We start from the raw sequence: 16,474 nt of genomic DNA on the forward strand, positions 1-16,474 counted from the left end.
TGTAACAGGTGCTTGTCATGGATTTTTTGTGGGGAGAATCAGCACCTTCGAACGAGGTGTCTGAAGAACGGAGTGCGAGGCACTCCGTTGGAAATGCTCTACGCGTCGCGCGCGATCACGCGGCTACGCGGCGACTCGCGCCGGTTTCGGCGCTTCGAGTTCGAGCACCAGCGCCTGAACCCAGTCGTCGGGAATGATCGGTTGGTGATACGTGCAGACGCCGGACATCACCGTCGAACCGTGCAGACGGCCATCGGGAATCAGCACCATGTCACCTTCGTTCATCTGCAACTGCATGCCGAGGTTGCCCCAGAACAGCATCTCGCCTTCCTGGATGGTGACGAGCCGGTGATCGTTGTGAACGTGCGTCGTCGAGCACATTTCATGCGGCTCGACGAAGGTTTCCCGGTCGATGTCCGGGCATTCGACATCGATGCGCGCGCTGATGCGCCGCGCGAAATCGCAGAAGCGCGGAATCGCCGACAGCCACTTCAACTGCTCGCCGAGATCCCAGCGGCCACGCTCGGCCAGATGCTCGCCTGCGGCCGCGCCCTTCACGCATTGCGCGAGCGCCGCATCGCCGAACCGTTCGCCGATCGCGCGCAGCGCATTGGCGAAGCGCCCAACCAGTTCATGCTTGCGCGACTCGACATCGCCCGCGCGACGATGTGCAGGCTGCAAATGCGCGCAGGCGCGTTCGAGCGCCACGCCGAACGCCAGCCATTCCGCTTCGGCGGCGAACACGGCGCCCGCCAGCGCGAACGCGCGATCCGGACGGCGTGCCAACGCGTACAGCAGATTGGTTTTCGCCATGCTGGTCGGCAGATAGAACTGCCAGTACGCGTGCTGCTGACGCGTCACGCCGCAGCTTCCGGCGATGCGCTTCAACAGTTCGTCATCCGGAAGATCGCCTTCGATCGTCGGACGCGCATCGACCGGCAAGCCGTCGAAGAATCCGCTGGCAAGCGCTTGCGCCACCGCGCGGCGACGCGAAGGCGCGAGCGCCCAGCGCTGAACCATGATGAAGCGCAGTCCCTCTTCGAGGTAGTCGTTGCGCATCAGCCGCGCAAACGTTTGATCCCAGAACGCTGTTTCGTCGTCGAAGATGCGCAGCAGGCGTTCTGCGGCCGCATCGACGCCTTCGTCACCTGCGGTGAGATTGCCGAGATACGAGAACGCATACGCTTCGAGGAACGGCGACAGTTGCGCGCCGAGCGTCTTCACGTCGTCGCGGTAGAACTCGGTGAAGCGCTGCCAGTCGGCGGGGTCGGCGCTGCGCGGCATCCGCGCGACGTCCAGTTCGTAAATCGACAGCAACGTGCGGTTCGACGCCAGCGACGGCAAACGGCTCACGTTGTCGCTGCGCACCGGCTTCATGAACTTGAGGAAGTCGAAGTCTTCGGGACGCAACGGACGACGATGGTAATCGTCGTCGAGCACGAGTTCATCGACCGTCGCGCTGCGAAACGCTTGCGCGGCGGCGAACTGCCTGATCAGCGCGACATACTCTTCGCTTCGTCCGGAAAAGTCACCGAAATCGAACAGCGCGGGATGGCGGTGCGTCATGAGTAATAGCTCCTTGGGGCCGACGATCCGGCCGAATCAGTAGAGACAGGACGAAGGAAACACGCTTGCGGCCGACGCGCGGCAGCCGGCTTACGCGCAACCGGCGGCGACGATCGCCGGCGATCGATTCGCTACGCCGGGCACGTCGCGCAACGCGGTCGCAATGTCGCGAGTCAACTGGCGACGCGCCGTTTCGACGAAGAAATGGCCGCCATCCAACGTATGTTCAGAGAATTGTGCGATTGTTTCGTGACACCAGGCCGACAGGTTTTCCGATTGTTCGGATACCGTATCGTCCCGCCCACCAAAAACCGCGACAGGGCAATCGAGGGGCTTCCGCACGTCATGCGCGCGACGCACATAAGTCGCGCACAAATGGAAATCCGCTCGCAAAACGGGCAATGCCAGATCGAGAAACTCTTCGTCTTCGAGCAACGCTTCAGGCGTGCCGCCGAGCCGGCGCAATTCGTCGACCATCTCGCCGACACTGCAATCGAGCCACTTCGTTTCGTAGTCTCGCCGCAGTGGCGCAACGCATGCGGAGACGCCGAGCCACGCAGGCGTGCGGCCGGTTCGCTCGCGTAGCGCATGCGCCAGTTCGAGCCCGACCAGCGCACCCATGCTGTGCCCGAAGATCGCTACATCCTGTGCGGGCAACGGACCGATTGCATCGATCAGCGCATCGATCAACGCAGGCCAGTCGCTCAGCGGCGACATTGCGCGAAGGCGGCCGTGCCCCGGCAAATCGAGCGGCACACATTCGATCCACGATGGCAGCAGGTCGCGCCAGCCGCGGTAGGTCATCGAATGTCCGCCCGCATAGGGCAAGCAGAACAACGTCACCGGCGACGCCTCGCGCAACGCCCGGGAATCCGCCGACACGTCAGGCCTGCGAGCCGCCGGCATCCGTTGCGGCATTGCCGCTCCGGTCCGCCATTGCTTCGCGCAAGCTCAACGGACGCATGTCCGTCCATACGGCTTCGATATGCTGAAGGCATTCGTCCTTCGTGCCTTCCTTGCCGACGGCACGCCAGCCCGCCGGAACGGCCTTGAAATCCGGCCAGATCGAGTACTGCTCTTCGTGATTGACAACGACCTTGAAACGGGTGTTCTCATCGCCCCAGCTCATCAGCACTCCTACGCCACGTGAATGAATTCAGAGATTTGGGATCGCACAGTGCGCTGCAACCGACGCGCCCTCTGCGGACTGACTCCAAATGCCATTTATTTTCAAATGAGAAGCATTCCTATCGCCAGACAAATTAAATGTTGGGTGGCCGCTTGTCAAGAAATTTAGAAAGGCATACGACGTGCTGAGTACGATGCGAACTTCAATGATGCGCACGCTGAGTTTTGCTAGAAAAATGACGGTGTTAGTGCCGCGCAAGCGTGTGCACTGCGGACATGCAGTCACGACGAACGCCTGGCAAATTACGTTAAATATTAGTCAATTTAACGTTAAATTTTGTCAATCGACAACGCTCCGCAAATCAATTCAGGTCGCGCCAAAGCCGCGAAAAACGGGGTCGTTTCGCGTGCTTTTCAAGCATTATGCGAAGTGCTTTTAGCGAGGTTTTTATCGCCGATTTTTAGATGGGTTATGCGGCAATAACCTGAACGCGAGAAGGGGAATAGATATAAGTCGTCCTGGTATTCAGCCAATCATTAGGCAAACGCAGGATTAATGAAAGGCATTAGAAAGTAAAATGACCGAGACGGTCAGCGGCGCGAGATCCGTGTCAGAGGCGCAGCAGTCCCCTCTTGCGAAAGGGCCTGCCACTGCCCGAAGTCACGAACCCGGCTCTTGCGCTATTCGACGTTATCGTCGACGTCAGTCATGCGGACCATATGCGGCTTGACGGCGTCGTCTTCTGCATCGTGCTCCGTCGGCGGGTGAATCAATGCCTCTAAACGCGCCTTCGTCGCCAGAAACTCGGGCGACGTCACCTGCGAATAATCGCGCGGTCGTGGCACCGGCACTTCGATCAACTCCTGCACTTCGCCGGGATTCGCTTTAAGCACCAGAATCCGGTCGGCAAGAAAGATCGCCTCGTCGAGGTCGTGCGTGATGAACAGCACGGTGACGTCGATGTTTCGCCAGATATCCAGCAGATGGGTTTGCATTTTCGCGCGCGTCTGCGCGTCGAGCGCGCCGAACGGTTCGTCCATCAGCAGAATGCGCGGCCGGTTGGCGAGCGCGCGCGCAATCGCCACACGCTGCTTCATGCCCCCGGATAACTGATGCGGATACGCGTCCGCGAACTTCGTCAAACCAACCAGATCCAGCCATTGCAGCGCCTCGCGTTCCGCATGCATGGTGCTGTGGCCGTTCATCTTGAGCCCGAACATGACGTTCTTCTTGACCGTCAGCCACGGAAACAGCGTGTAGCCCTGAAACACCATTCCCCGGTCGGCGCCGGGACCTTCGACGGGCTCGCCGTCGAGCAGAACCGCGCCGCTGGTCTGCTGTTCGAGGCCCGCAAGAATACGGATCAGCGTGGACTTGCCGCATCCCGACGGTCCAAGCACGCAGACGAACTCGCGGCGGTGCGTCTTGAAGTTGATGTCGTTCAGTGCGATGTGGTGACCCGTCGGTGTGTCGAAGCGCTTGCCGAGATCGCGCACTTCGAGAATCACCTCACGCGACTTCAGACGGTCGAAGCGCTCGCGTACGGGTTCGGACTGGATCAGATATGACGGGACCGGCTGTGGATTTAACATGGTGGAATCCTTTTAACTCTGTGCTTTGGGCTCACTCACGACACTGACGTTATGCCTTTAGCGTGCGGTCCCACGGAAACAGCTTGCGACCGAGCCATGCCAGCACGATATCGGTACCCAGTCCGATGATGCCGATCATCATGATCGCCGCGTAGACGTTGTCGAAATGCTCGTAGCGCGCCTGTTGCGTGATGTACCAGGTAATGCCCGAACTGGTGCCCACCAGTTCCGCGACGATCAGATACGTCCACGCCCATCCAAGCAGAATCCGCTGGTCGCGGTACAGGTCCGGCAGCACACCTGGAATCACCACATGCGTCAGCAACTTGAACTTCTTCGTGCCGAGCGTCATCGCTGCTTCGAACAGACCGTACTCGAGCTTGCGCGTGGTATTCGCCACGATAAGCACCTGTTGAAACAACGTGCCGATCACGATGATCGCGATTTTCGGCCCGTCGTAAATGCCGAGAATCGCCACCATCAGCGCGCCGAATGCAGGCGCCGGCAAATAGCGGAAGAACTCGAAAAACGGCTCCTGCAACCGGGCGATCGCGCTATAGGTGCCACACACGATGCCAACCGGCACGCCAATCGCCGACGAGATGACAAAGCCCCAGAAAATCACCTGAATGCTGTGCCACAAGCTTTGATGCAGCCAGACGCCATCGCGCGAAGCAGGCGGTGTCGTGAACGCGGTGTAAAACGCGCGCAACACCTCGTGCGGCGCAGGCAGATAGACGGGATTGACAGCCTCGCCGGTCGGTAGAGCCGTGTGGGCGTCACGCGCATGACTGAGTTCGTCGGCGAATACGTCCTTGTCGATTCGCATGCCCGGCTGGAAATAGTCGACGCTGCCGGGTTGCTCGATCAACACCTGCGGATGCCAGATAAACGGCACATAGCTCACGAGACACCAGACCAGCACCGGCAACAGGAACGAACCCGCGCCGAGCAGCCACCGGCTTCGTCCCGAGAGTTCGCGGCGCACCGCGAACCATTGCGTTCTACTCGTCGCGGTCATTCGATTCTCCCAGGCTAAGGTCGCGTGCGGGCTGCTGTTTCGGCGATGTTTCATCGAGCCACGCGCGCGCCAGATCGAGCAGCATGATGTCTTCATGGGCTCGCGCAACGAAGCTCACGCCGAACGGCAAACCTTCGTGCTTGCCGAGCGCACAGACACCCGCCGGCACCGCCAGCGCGGACAGGTCGAGCAGATTGACGAAGTTCGTGTAGTAGCCAAAGCGCGAGTTGACACGAATCGGATCGGCTTCGAGTTCATCGACCGTTGCGGTGGTCGCGGATGTCGGCGTGACGATGACGTCGATCCGGTCCCACACTTCGGCGGCTTGCATCCGCAGATGCGCGAGGCGATCGAACGCGGCAAACGCATCGGCCGCACTCCAACGCGCCGCACCGCCAAGAATCTCGCGGATCACCGGATGCAATGCGTCAGGTTGCGCGTCGCTGAACTCGCGGATCGCGGCAAGCCGTTCGGCAACCCACGGCCCTTCGTACAGCAGTCGCGCGGTGGCGAGAAACGGCTCGAAGTCTATTTCGACCAACGCTGCGCCGCCGTCGCGCAGGCGTGATAACGCGGCGCCGAACGCATGCGCGTACGACGTGTCGCCGAAGAACTCCAATTGGCTTGCGCGAGGTACGCCGAATCTCATTCCACGCAACGACGGTCCGGAATCGCGGGCAATCGTCGCTGGCGGCTGGAATTCACGTGCATACGGATCGTGATCCGACACACCACGCGCCGCGTCGAACACCGTCTGCGCATCGCTGGTCGAGCGTGCGAAGATGGAAACGCAGTCGAGCGATGCGCATGCGGGAACCACGCCTAGCGTGCTCAAAACGCCCTTGGTGGGCTTCAATCCGATCAGACCATGGAACGCAGCAGGCACGCGCCCCGAGCCCGCTGTATCCGTTCCTAGCGAAAACGCGGCCAGGCCCATCGCAACCGAGACGGCCGAACCGGAACTCGACCCACCCGACGCGTAGCGCGGATCGAGCGCATTACGGCACGCGCCGTGCGGCGATCGTTGGCCCGACAGCCCGGTCGCAAACTGGTCCAGGTTCGCTTTGCCGATCGGGATCGCGCCGGCCGAGATCAATCGCGCCACCACCGGTGCGCTCTCCGTGGGCGTGTAGGCATAAGCCGGGCAACCTGCCGTGGTCGGAATCCCCGCGAGATCGATATTGTCCTTGATCGCGAACGGCACGCCGTACAAAGGCAACGAGTCGATATCACGGCTTTCGAGTGCGTCGGCGTAGCGCATCATCTCGCTACGGCTCAGCGGCCGGATCCACACGCGATGCGGATCGTCGCCCGAAGTACGCGCGGCGATCGCATCGACCAGTTGCGCCGGCGTGAGGCTTCCGTCGCGGTATCGCGCGCGAAGCATCGGGATGGACATGGACCCGAACAGGGTGTCGTGTGTTTTCATTTGCATGACGCCTCCTCTGCGACACGAGCTGCAACGCCGGTGCGCATCACCATCAATCGTTGCCCCGCGACAATTGCCGCGCCCTCTCCGCACTCGATCGTTTCGATCATGCCGTCGCCCGTCACGGTCACCGAGACCTCCATCTTCATCGATTCGAGGATCGCCACCACCTGCCCGTCCGTCACCTTGTCGCCCTTGGCGACAAGCATCTTCCAGACACTGCCGGATACATCGGCGACGATGCCTTGCTGATCGGCATCGAGCGTCTCGACCTCCGCGCTGCCGGACGATGCCGCGCTGTCCGTTTCGCCGACATAAGCTGCATGCCCGGCCGCTTCCCAACGCTCGCGCTCCGCGTCGAATGCAGCCTGCTGCGTCTGTTTGAACGCGGTGATCGACGCGGCTTCGTCCTTCAGGAAACGGTTGTATGCGCCGAGGTCGAACACCGACTCCTCGATCTTCAAGCTCGCGCGACCGGCGATGAAATCCGTCCGCAGTTCGGCCAGTTCGGCCTCGCTGACTTCGTAAAAACGGATCTCATCGAAGAAGCGCAGCAGCCAGGGCTTGCCTGCCTCGAACTCACGCGTCGTGCGATAGCGGTTCCACATCTGTACCGTGCGACCGACGAACTGGTATCCGCCAGGTCCTTCCATGCCGTACACACACAGATACGCGCCGCCAATCCCGACTGCATTTTCCGGCGTCCACGTGCGCGCCGGGTTGTACTTGGTGGTGACGAGCCGGTGACGCGGATCGAGCGGCGTGGCAACCGGCGCGCCGAGATACACATCGCCGAGCCCCATCACGAGGTAGCGTGCGTCGAACACGATGCGCTTCACGTCGTCGATGCTGTTCAGGCCGTTGATGCGCCGGATGAACTCGATATTGCTCGGACACCAGGGCGCGTCGGGACGCACCGATTGCATATACCGCTCGATCGCGATCCGCGTCGACGGATCGTCCCAGGACAATGGCAGATGCACGATCCGGTTGCGTACCTGCATTGCGTCCACTGCCGGAAATTCGCGCTCCGCCTGCTGAAGATGCGCAAGCAGCGTGTCGTGCGACAGCACATGGCGATCGAAATGCACCTGCAGCGAGCGGATGCCCGGCGTCAGGTCGATGATGCCCGGCAGCCGGTGATCGTCCAGCCAGTTCATCAGTGCATGAACGCGGAACCGCAGATTCAGGTCGAGCATCAGTGGGCCGTACTCGATCAGTACGTTCTGATCGCCGGACCGGCGATAGACCACCCCCGTGCCCTCACCCGCAGCAGGATCGCTATAGAGAATGCAGCCGTGACCCGGCACGCCAGGCTGCGTCGCCGGTTCAGGCGCGGTGATGGCGTCGTCGACAGCGACCCGTGCGAAGCGCACCGTATCGCCCGGACGCAGTTGACCGAGCTTCCATAGCTCGTCGGTTACGACCGTCACCGGACACACGAAGCCGCCCAGACTCGGACCATCGGGTCCAAGAATCACCGGCATGTCGCCGGTGAAATCGACCGCGCCGACTGCGTAAGCATTGTCGTGGATGTTCGACGGATGCAGTCCCGCCTCACCGCCGTCCGTACGGGCCCATTGCGGCTTCGGCCCGATCAGGCGCACGCCGGTCCGGCTCGAGTTGTAATGCACCGTCCAATGGGTGCCGTAGAGCATCGCAATGTCGTCGGGCGTAAAGAAGTCAGGCGCACCATGCGGACCGTCGAGCACGCCGAGCGTCCACTCATGCGTCAAAACCGGTATCCGTGCTTCGTCCAGTCGTGCACCGGTTTCGCCGCAACCCGCACCTTCGGCGAGATGCAAGACATCGCCTTTTCGCAAAGCGCGGCCCGCGTGGCCGCCAAACTGACCGAGCGTGAAGGTCGCCTTGCTGCCGAGATAGTCCGGCACCTGCAAGCCACCCTTGACCGCCAGACACGAACGCACCCCGGCGGCCGTCACACCACCCAGCTTGAGTACCGAACCTGCCGGTGCGCGCGTGACCTGCCAGGACGCGACAGGCTCGCCGTCGAGCGTAGCCGCATGCGTTGCGCCACCCAGCACGAATAGCGTCTGCGTGTTGAATCGCAGCGTCGAGCCGACCATCACGCACTCGAGACCCGCCGCATCGGGCGGATTGCCGAGCAGTTCATTGGCAAGACGGAACGAGAGATCGTCCATCGGGCCCGATGGCGGCACACCGATGTCCCAGAAGCCCGTGCGCCCTGGCGCCTGCTGCACGGTCGTCTGCACGCCACCGTCGAGCACGTCGATGGTGTGCGGCGCGAACATCAAACGCGATAGAAACGCGGTGGTCTGTTCGCCACGCGCGAACGTCGTGGACCCGGCAATGGCACGCAGATAGTCGAGGTTCGTTTCGATTCCGTACAGTTGCGTCTGATCGAGCGCCTCACGTAATGCGTCTAACGCGCGCTCGCGTGTCTCACCGCGCACGATGAGTTTGGCAATCAGCGGATCGTAAAACGCGCTGACTTCCGTGCCCGCATCGACCCACGTATCGACCCGCACACCGGACGGAAACGCGACATGCGTGAGCACACCTGCGCTCGGCTGAAACTGCTTGTGCGGATCCTCGGCATACAGCCGCACCTGAATGCTTGCGCCTTGCGCAACCGGCACGAGCGTATCGAGTGGCGCGAGTTTGCCTTCGGCCTGACGGATCATCCATTCGACGAGATCGAGCCCCGTGACCTCCTCCGTCACGCAATGCTCGACCTGAAGCCGCGTGTTCACTTCGAGGAAGTAAAAGCGACGCGTATCGGCGTCGAAAACGAATTCGACCGTTCCCGCCGACTCATACTGAACAGCTTGCGCAAGGCGCACTGCGCTGGCGTGCAACGCGCGACGCTCGTCGCCCGTCAATCCAGGTGCAGGGGTTTCCTCGATGACCTTCTGGTTGCGTCGCTGCACCGAGCAATCGCGCTCACCCAGCGCAATGGCAGTGCCGCGTCCATCACCGAAAATCTGCACTTCGATGTGACGCGCGTTTTCGACGAACTTCTCGACGTAGACGCCCGCGTTGGCAAAGTTGGCCTGGCCAAGCCGCGCCACCGACTCGAATACGCTCGCCAGGTGCGCCGCGTCACGGCACAGCGACATGCCGATACCACCGCCACCTGCCGTGCTCTTCAGCATGACGGGATAGCCGATCGATTCCGCCGCCGACAACGCTGCGGCCACGTCGTCGAGCAGGCCCGTTCCCGGCAACAACGCGACATCGTTGGCTTTCGCGATCTCGCGTGCCGTGTGCTTCAGGCCGAATTCACGCATCTGCGCGGGCGTGGGTCCAATAAAGCGGATTCCCGCGTCGGCGCAGGCTTGCGCAAAGGCCGCGTTCTCGGACAGAAAGCCGTAGCCTGGATGAATCGCGTCGGCACCGCAGGCACGCGCGGCGTCGAGGATCGCGTCGCTGTTCAGATAGCTTTGCGCCGCGACCGCCGGGCCGATACAGAACGCTTCGTCGGCGAGCATCACGTGCATCGCATGACGGTCGGCTTCCGAATACACCGCGACCGAAGCGATGCCGAGCCGTTCGAGCGTGCGGATCACCCGGCACGCGATCTCTCCGCGATTGGCGATCAGGATTTTCTTGAACGTCATTGCGGATCCCATACTGTCAATCTCACAGGCGTCGGGTTATAGCCGTTGCACGGATTGTTCAGTTGCGGGCAGTTCGAAATCAGCACGGTGACGTCCATATCGGCACGCATTTCGACGTATTTGCCCGGCGCGGAAATGCCGTCCTCGAACGTCAGCTTGCCGAGCGGCGTCACCGGCACGTTCATGAAAAAGTTGATATTGCTGACGATGTCCCGCTTGCCGAGCTGCGTGCCGACGCCACAGGTGCAATGCGTGATCGCATGCAGGAAGCTGTCGCGACAGCTGTGCATATGGCGTTTGTCGAGCGCATAGCGGACCGTGTTGCTCTCCGCCGCGCATGCGCCGCCGAGCGTGTCGTGGCGACCGCACGTATCGGCCACGATGGTTAGCATCGGCTGACCGAAGTTCGACATCAGCACACTACCGGCCGACAGATACAGTTTCCGTTGCGCACGGATGGTGTCCTGCGCGCTGTAGCGTTCAAGCGGATCGGCCGTGTTATAGAACAGCGTGTCGACGGCCTGATTTCCTTCGAGATCGAGAATACGAAACAGCTGGCCACGTTTGACTTCATGCAGCCACGGTTCGCCCGACGGCAGCGTGAGGTCGTACACCGCGTGACGGATGTCGAGATTGCTTTCGATAATGGACATCGCGGTTCCCCTTAAACGAACAGACGGTCGGTGTTGGTGAAGCCCCGCTCATTCTCGGGACATGCCGACCGGCAGACATCGTCGGCGGGAACGCTTGAATCGCTTGCGTACGCGCGATACGCAATCAGCTTGACGGGTCTCGGCTCGTATCGCGATGACGGGTCCATCGGATGAGGCGCCGTGGAAAACACCACAAGGGTGTCCATTTCGAAACGCAGATCGAATGCGGCGCCGGCCGGCGAGTGGTTCGCCACGAACGCGAGCCCACCTTCTTCGTCGATCGACAGCTTGCTAAAGAAGTTGATGTTGGCAACCAGATCGCGCGAACCGAGTCCGTGTTTCGCCAGTTCGAGCAACAGGCTGTCGCGACCGTTACGGATCATTGCGTTGCGATGTTGTTGATAAGCAGCTACGCCGTATCGATCCGCGAACAACGCCGCATCGCCCACGCCGCCGAGCGGATCGTGCCAGCCGACGGTGTCGGCGGTGATGGACGCCATCACACAGCCCATATCCGAATACAGCACATGGCCACGCGTCAGATGCGCGGTGTGCTGCGCCTTGAGCGTATCGGCCATGTTGTAGCGTTCGAGCGGTGCGTCGTGACGGTAGAACACAGCGGACAGATTCGCAGCGCCGTCGGTATCGACGACTCGCAAGGCCATGCCCCGGCGCAACATGCCGGACCAGTGCGTACCGGCAGGAATCACCGTTTCCCACGACACGTGAGAGATCGGTGCGAGATCGACAGGGGATTGCGTCGACATGGAGGCTCCAGGTAGCGGTTGGGAATAAGCGTGAGAGGGCGATTGAACGACATCGCGACCTCCCGGGCTTTTATCCCTCCGTGGAGCCTCACCGACGCCTTGAAAGAAGGTAGGCGGCAAGACCGGATTGCTCTCGGACCAGACATCGCGCGCTGTTAAAACGCCCGACCGGAACCCTAGCGATCCTGAAGATGATGCAAATTACTTCGCACCTCTCGGAGACTCTTAAAGCGAGTTACGTGCCAGTCATGCACAGACAGGCCGCGCACGCGTCACTACACGGCTTCACCTGATTAACGGACCGCTAACACCATGCAGACGCTTCGAAAAAAGCACCACGGCCGCGCTTCGGCAAGCACCGCGTTGATGCTTCGAGCACCATGAACGGGCGTAAGCGGCACTTGCGACGATGCTGGACCTGGCGCTTGCTCATGGCATGTTGCGTGCATATCGTCTGGCGATCACTCAACCCTTGCCGACTATGAACATGCCAACGATCGTCGCAATTCGTCGCGCGCTATACGCGGTATTTTCCGCACGATTTATCGAACTGCAAAAGCAGAAACACCGCTCCTGATGAAGCGGTGCTGTTGTCGCTAACCGGGTGCAATGACGCCAGGCTAAATCCTCGATGCGTCACTTGCCAGAGTCCTATAGATCCGACGCCACTCCTGCATACCGCGCCTGCTGGCCGAAACTCGCCAATGCCCGCGAACCATCCGGCAGCACCAGTTCACCCCGCTCCATTTTCTCTTTCAGATAGGTAAAACTCTGCGCCGTCTGGGCAAACAGATGATCGCCAGCGCATACCGGCGGATACTTCTCTAGCGACTCCGGTGTCGCGAACGCCGGCAACGGAGCAACGACCGTGTGGTAATCACAGGCGAAGAAGAGCGGAAACGAATACCTTTCCTCTTTGACCTTACGTACCCGATGCGACGTCGCCACATACGCGCCGCCGGTCCACACTTCCAGCATGTCACCTATATTGACGACGAATGCGCCTTCGACGGGCGGCGCATCGATCCACTCGCCTGCACCATTCATCACCTCAAGGCCGGGCGCGGTCGGCATCAGGATCGTGAAGCACTCGTAGTCGGTGTGCGCACCAATGCCGGGACGATCTTCCGCCGACAGGTCGACCGGATAGTGGATCAGCCGCAACTGGCTGGGCGGCTTTTTCAGGTAAGCCTCGAAATGATCCTCGTCCAGGCCGAGCGCGAGCGAAAAACCGCGAAACAGGGTTTGTCCGAGTTCAAACGCCGCGTCGTAATAACCACCCACCGCATCGCGGAAGCCCGCCTGATCCGGCCAGTTGTTCGGACCGAGCATCGGTGTGCCCGCAACCACATCGGGGTCGTCGGAAGGTAACTCGCGGCCGGTATCGAACGCCTCCTTCCGATCGCGCTTGCCGCTCGCAAACACCTCCTCACCCTCAGGCACATAGCCACGATGCGAGATCGAGTGTCCGATGTAATAGCGCATCTTCCAGCCGGATTCCGCCGCGAAGAAGCGTTTAGCCTGATTCACCAGCGCGCCGCGCTGTTCGCTCGACACCCGATGGCCAGTGACATAGAAGAATCCGGCGTCCCGCGCGGCACGACCGAGTTCCTGTGCAGTTGAAAGCCGTTGCGCGAGGTCGTCGCTGTAAAGTCCCGCGACATCGACGATTGGCAAATGCTGAAAACGGGTATGGGTATGGGTCATGACAGCGATCAGGCGAATTGTGAGTGAGGCAGCGGTTGCAATGTCGAATCCGTAAGTGCTTCGCGGTTTGCGAGAAAGGCCGCGATATGCCGACGCTCTTCATTGCCCATCCACGTATTGATCTCCCACAGATCGGCCACAGGTGCATTCGTAAACGGAAGCGTGTGCAAATAGCCGTCGGGACCAAACTCGGGCGTCATCGTGGTGACTGTGTAGCCGTGATCCAACTGTGCCGTCCACAGCGCTTCCCAGATGCGTTGATGCGATGCAAGGCAATCCGCATACTCGGGCGCGGCGGGATGAGGCACTTGCGGACCTTGCGGATAACCGACGCGGCCATGCACGTGATGCGCATGCGGTGCAAGTTCCAGCACGGTGTCCCACTCTCCATCGAGAAGCCGCTCGCACACATTCGCCCAATGACTGAAGTCACATGTAAGCTTCAGCGATGGCACCGCGCGCACGACGTCGCGGGTGATCCACGGATTGAAGAATGAGCGCCCGCGATGCGTTTCGAAGCTACACGTCACGTCGTGCGTTGCGGCAATCTCGACTGCCCGCGCGAAGAAATCCATTTGCGTTGCTGCGGGCCATGCATCGCACCCCGCCATGACATTGAAGAACCGCGGTTTAAGCGGCTTTCCCCAAACGATCTTTTCTTCCAGATCGCGAAGATGGTCTTGCGGGCTCGCGGACCGCTCCGGCACATAGCTACCGGCAGTCGTAATCTCGGCGATAAATTCGAGCTTTTGATCGACGATTTCCTGTGCGAACACCTCACGAGCGGCACCGTCCGCCGGCACGGGCGCCTCGATGCCATCGAAGCCGGCCGCACGCACCAACGGTGCGGCATCGCCGGGGCTACCGTCAAATCCCCAGAACGTCTTGAACAGTTCGAGTTTCATTGTGAGCCCATTTACATGTAAATTTGCACGCAATAGTACATGTAAAATGACGAGATCAATAAAGCTTCCAATGTTATCGATGCAGAATTGTCAGATGCCCGATCTCCGCCTGAACCGGCACTCAAACTGTGCGCGCCTCCTCCTAATGGTGAATGAATGACCAAGAAAATCGCGCGTCCCAAAGGGCAAGCTGTTGCACGCGCCATCCTCGACATGGACTGGCAGTGGTCGTCCCGCTTTGGCGATATCGGCCTGAACGACCTGAACTACAGCGATCTCTTCTGCCGGATGTGGCTGGACGACGAAGCGTATTTCGCCAAGACCGCGCTCTACGAATTCATGCCGGGCGTGAGCCGACGCACTGCCGTCCGCTACGTCCAGGCGTTGATCGATGGCGGCTGGCTGGTCGAAACAAGCTCGACGGAAGATCGCCGCATCAAGCATGTCAGTCTGGCGACTTCTATCAGCGAACGTCTGGAGCAGTTCCTTGCTTACGTGCATCAACGGTTTTCCGCGCTAGACAAATAGCGTGTGCAAACCGGTGTGCGCGCAACGATGGCGACACAGGTAACGCCTTTGGCATACTTCTCGCTAGAGTTTTGTCCGAGAGGTGCGGCAGCGTCGCATCTTAGGGGTGCTAGGGTTCCGGTTCGCGAGAACGTCTGGTCCGAGAGCAGCCCGGCACATCGAGCGGTGTATCTGCGAGCGACACGCGAGCACACACCGGCATGCGCTACACGGCGGGACAAAAGCCCGGGAGATTGGCGATAGCAATGTCTATCGTGCCTCTCCGTGGCCGGCGTTTGTCCCTGCAGTTTCCGCGTTTTTTCCATGCGAGCCTCGCGTGGTTCGCTGTTTCGCGGGAACCGGTCATGTTGTTTTATCGCGCAGTCGCCGCGCGATCCAACTCAACAATCGCAATTGACCGGTCTCCTGGAGAAAACGATGAAACGATTCGAAACCACTCGCACTATCCGCAGTTCACTCGCCGCACTCGGCCGTCTCGCGCCGACGCTGCGCATTCGCGGTGCTTGTGCCGCTGTCGCCACCACCCTCGCCGTAGGTTTCGCCGCCGCGCCCGCACTCGCTGCAACACCCCTCTCTATCGGTTATAGCGACTGGCCCGGCTTCGTCGCATTCCAGGTCGGAATCGAGAAAGGCTGGTTCAAGGAAGCTGGCGTCGATGTCAATTTTCAGTGGTTCGATTACTCGGCTTCACTAGACGCGTTTTCTGCCGGCAAACTCGATGCGGTCGGCGCCACGAACGGTGACGCACTCGTGACAGGTGCAAGCGGCGCGAAAAACGTGATGATCCTGCTGACCGACTATTCGAGCGGGAACGACACGGTCATCGCCAAGCCGCCTATTCGCACGATCGAAGGTTTGAAAGGCAAGAAGGTCGGCGTCGAAACGGGACTAGTCGATCACCTGCTTCTCGACACCGCGCTCGAACGACATGCGATGAAGGAATCGGACATTACGCTCGTCAACGCGAAGACCAACGAACTGCCGCAAGTGCTGGCGTCGTCGGGCGACGTGGCGGCGATCGCCGCGTGGCAACCGAACTCCGGTGAGGCCCTCAAGCGCGTGCCCGGTTCCCGTGCGATTTTCACTTCCGCTGACGCGCCTGGCCTGATCTACGATGCGATCACTGTCAACCCGGTCAGCCTCCAGACACGCAAAGCGGATTGGGAAAAGGTGCTGAAGGTATGGTATCGATGCGTGGCTTACATCAATGATCCGAAAACCCAACCCGACGCAGTCAAGATCATGGCCGCACGTGTTGGACTGACACCGGCGCAATATCTGCCGTTGCTGAAGGGCACGCATCTTCTCGACCAGGCAGCCGCGAAGAAAGCCTTCGTCAAGGGCGATGGATTGGCTTCCGTGTACGGCTCCACTGTCAACGCAGACAAGTTCAACGTGCGCAACGCGGTATATAAGCAATCGCAAACGGTCGGTTCATACATCGATCCTTCGCTTACCAGCGCCCAGTAAGATCCAGTGCTTCGCAAGCCGGTAGCAACGATGCATCGGCACTAAAAAAAGCACGGACCATCCGCAGATGGTCCGTGCTTTTTCGTTTCGTCACAGCGACGCTTT

At 60.6% G+C, this 16,474-nt stretch carries 13 protein-coding genes and 2 riboswitches; of the genes, 2 read left to right on the forward strand and 11 right to left on the reverse strand.

Going from position 1 to position 16,474, the window contains the following annotated elements; all coding sequences use genetic code 11:
• Nucleotides 1-123 precede the first annotated feature (123 nt).
• The 11 genes from PW947_RS19590 to PW947_RS19640 form a co-directional block, all read right to left on the reverse strand.
• On the reverse strand, nucleotides 124-1,566 hold the full coding sequence (locus PW947_RS19590; protein WP_299634013.1) for a peptide synthetase: 1,443 nt from the start codon (nucleotides 1,564-1,566) through the stop codon (nucleotides 124-126).
• Nucleotides 1,567-1,656: 90 nt separating this feature from the next.
• A complete protein-coding gene (locus PW947_RS19595) occupies nucleotides 1,657-2,484 on the reverse strand; it encodes an alpha/beta fold hydrolase (RefSeq protein ID WP_299634014.1) in 828 nt (275 codons plus the stop codon).
• A complete protein-coding gene (locus tag PW947_RS19600) occupies nucleotides 2,450-2,695 on the reverse strand; it encodes an MbtH family NRPS accessory protein (RefSeq protein ID WP_299634015.1) in 246 nt (81 codons plus the stop codon). The genes PW947_RS19595 and PW947_RS19600 overlap by 35 nt, the downstream gene beginning before the upstream one ends.
• A 680-nt stretch (nucleotides 2,696-3,375) precedes the next feature.
• Complete coding sequence (locus tag PW947_RS19605; protein ID WP_299634016.1) at nucleotides 3,376-4,287, reverse strand: ABC transporter ATP-binding protein; 912 nt, start codon at nucleotides 4,285-4,287, stop codon at nucleotides 3,376-3,378.
• A 49-nt stretch (nucleotides 4,288-4,336) separates the two neighbouring features.
• Nucleotides 4,337-5,308 (reverse strand): ABC transporter permease, encoded by a 972-nt coding sequence (locus PW947_RS19610; RefSeq protein WP_299634017.1) that lies wholly within the window; start codon nucleotides 5,306-5,308, stop codon nucleotides 4,337-4,339.
• Complete coding sequence (gene atzF / locus PW947_RS19615) at nucleotides 5,292-6,743, reverse strand: allophanate hydrolase (protein ID WP_299634018.1); 1,452 nt, start codon at nucleotides 6,741-6,743, stop codon at nucleotides 5,292-5,294. Before atzF ends, PW947_RS19610 begins: the two co-directional genes overlap by 17 nt.
• A complete protein-coding gene (gene uca, locus PW947_RS19620) occupies nucleotides 6,734-10,339 on the reverse strand; it encodes an urea carboxylase (RefSeq protein ID WP_299634019.1) in 3,606 nt (1,201 codons plus the stop codon). Before uca ends, atzF begins: the two co-directional genes overlap by 10 nt.
• On the reverse strand, nucleotides 10,336-10,992 hold the full coding sequence (locus PW947_RS19625; protein ID WP_299634020.1) for an urea amidolyase associated protein UAAP2: 657 nt from the start codon (nucleotides 10,990-10,992) through the stop codon (nucleotides 10,336-10,338). Before PW947_RS19625 ends, uca begins: the two co-directional genes overlap by 4 nt.
• Before the next feature lie 11 nt (nucleotides 10,993-11,003).
• Nucleotides 11,004-11,759, reverse strand: a complete 756-nt coding sequence (locus tag PW947_RS19630) for an urea amidolyase associated protein UAAP1 (RefSeq protein WP_299634021.1) — start codon at nucleotides 11,757-11,759, stop codon at nucleotides 11,004-11,006.
• A 57-nt stretch (nucleotides 11,760-11,816) separates the two neighbouring features.
• Nucleotides 11,817-11,950, reverse strand: a riboswitch (guanidine-I (ykkC/yxkD leader).
• 460 nt (nucleotides 11,951-12,410) lie between these two features.
• Nucleotides 12,411-13,466, reverse strand: a complete 1,056-nt coding sequence (locus PW947_RS19635; RefSeq protein ID WP_299634022.1) for a 2-oxoglutarate and iron-dependent oxygenase domain-containing protein — start codon at nucleotides 13,464-13,466, stop codon at nucleotides 12,411-12,413.
• An 8-nt stretch (nucleotides 13,467-13,474) separates the two neighbouring features.
• Complete coding sequence (locus PW947_RS19640) at nucleotides 13,475-14,371, reverse strand: TIM barrel protein (protein WP_299634023.1); 897 nt, start codon at nucleotides 14,369-14,371, stop codon at nucleotides 13,475-13,477.
• Nucleotides 14,372-14,527: 156 nt separating this feature from the next.
• On the opposite strand from PW947_RS19640, the gene PW947_RS19645 reads away from it, so the two are divergent.
• Nucleotides 14,528-14,899: a MarR family transcriptional regulator gene (locus tag PW947_RS19645; RefSeq protein WP_299634024.1), complete on the forward strand. Its 372-nt coding sequence runs from the start codon at nucleotides 14,528-14,530 to the stop codon at nucleotides 14,897-14,899.
• 98 nt (nucleotides 14,900-14,997) lie between these two features.
• Nucleotides 14,998-15,133: riboswitch (guanidine-I (ykkC/yxkD leader) on the forward strand.
• Nucleotides 15,134-15,316: 183 nt separating this feature from the next.
• Nucleotides 15,317-16,369: an ABC transporter substrate-binding protein gene (locus PW947_RS19650; RefSeq protein ID WP_299634025.1), complete on the forward strand. Its 1,053-nt coding sequence runs from the start codon at nucleotides 15,317-15,319 to the stop codon at nucleotides 16,367-16,369.
• Nucleotides 16,370-16,474 lie beyond the last annotated feature (105 nt).

The organism is Paraburkholderia sp. (assembly GCF_028283785.1).
Taxonomy (GTDB): domain Bacteria; phylum Pseudomonadota; class Gammaproteobacteria; order Burkholderiales; family Burkholderiaceae; genus Paraburkholderia.

Coding starts and splice junctions, on each gene's coding strand:
- PW947_RS19640 (WP_299634023.1), bottom strand. CDS start 14,371: ATGAAACTCGAACTGTTCAAGACGTTCTGGGGATTTGACGGTAGCCCC.
- PW947_RS19625 (WP_299634020.1), bottom strand. CDS start 10,992: ATGTCCATTATCGAAAGCAATCTCGACATCCGTCACGCGGTGTACGAC.
- PW947_RS19645 (WP_299634024.1), top strand. CDS start 14,528: ATGACCAAGAAAATCGCGCGTCCCAAAGGGCAAGCTGTTGCACGCGCC.
- PW947_RS19595 (WP_299634014.1), bottom strand. CDS start 2,484: ATGCCGCAACGGATGCCGGCGGCTCGCAGGCCTGACGTGTCGGCGGAT.
- PW947_RS19610 (WP_299634017.1), bottom strand. CDS start 5,308: ATGACCGCGACGAGTAGAACGCAATGGTTCGCGGTGCGCCGCGAACTC.
- atzF (WP_299634018.1), bottom strand. CDS start 6,743: ATGCAAATGAAAACACACGACACCCTGTTCGGGTCCATGTCCATCCCG.
- PW947_RS19635 (WP_299634022.1), bottom strand. CDS start 13,466: ATGACCCATACCCATACCCGTTTTCAGCATTTGCCAATCGTCGATGTC.
- PW947_RS19630 (WP_299634021.1), bottom strand. CDS start 11,759: ATGTCGACGCAATCCCCTGTCGATCTCGCACCGATCTCTCACGTGTCG.
- PW947_RS19605 (WP_299634016.1), bottom strand. CDS start 4,287: ATGTTAAATCCACAGCCGGTCCCGTCATATCTGATCCAGTCCGAACCC.
- PW947_RS19650 (WP_299634025.1), top strand. CDS start 15,317: ATGAAACGATTCGAAACCACTCGCACTATCCGCAGTTCACTCGCCGCA.
- PW947_RS19600 (WP_299634015.1), bottom strand. CDS start 2,695: ATGAGCTGGGGCGATGAGAACACCCGTTTCAAGGTCGTTGTCAATCAC.
- PW947_RS19590 (WP_299634013.1), bottom strand. CDS start 1,566: ATGACGCACCGCCATCCCGCGCTGTTCGATTTCGGTGACTTTTCCGGA.
- uca (WP_299634019.1), bottom strand. CDS start 10,339: ATGACGTTCAAGAAAATCCTGATCGCCAATCGCGGAGAGATCGCGTGC.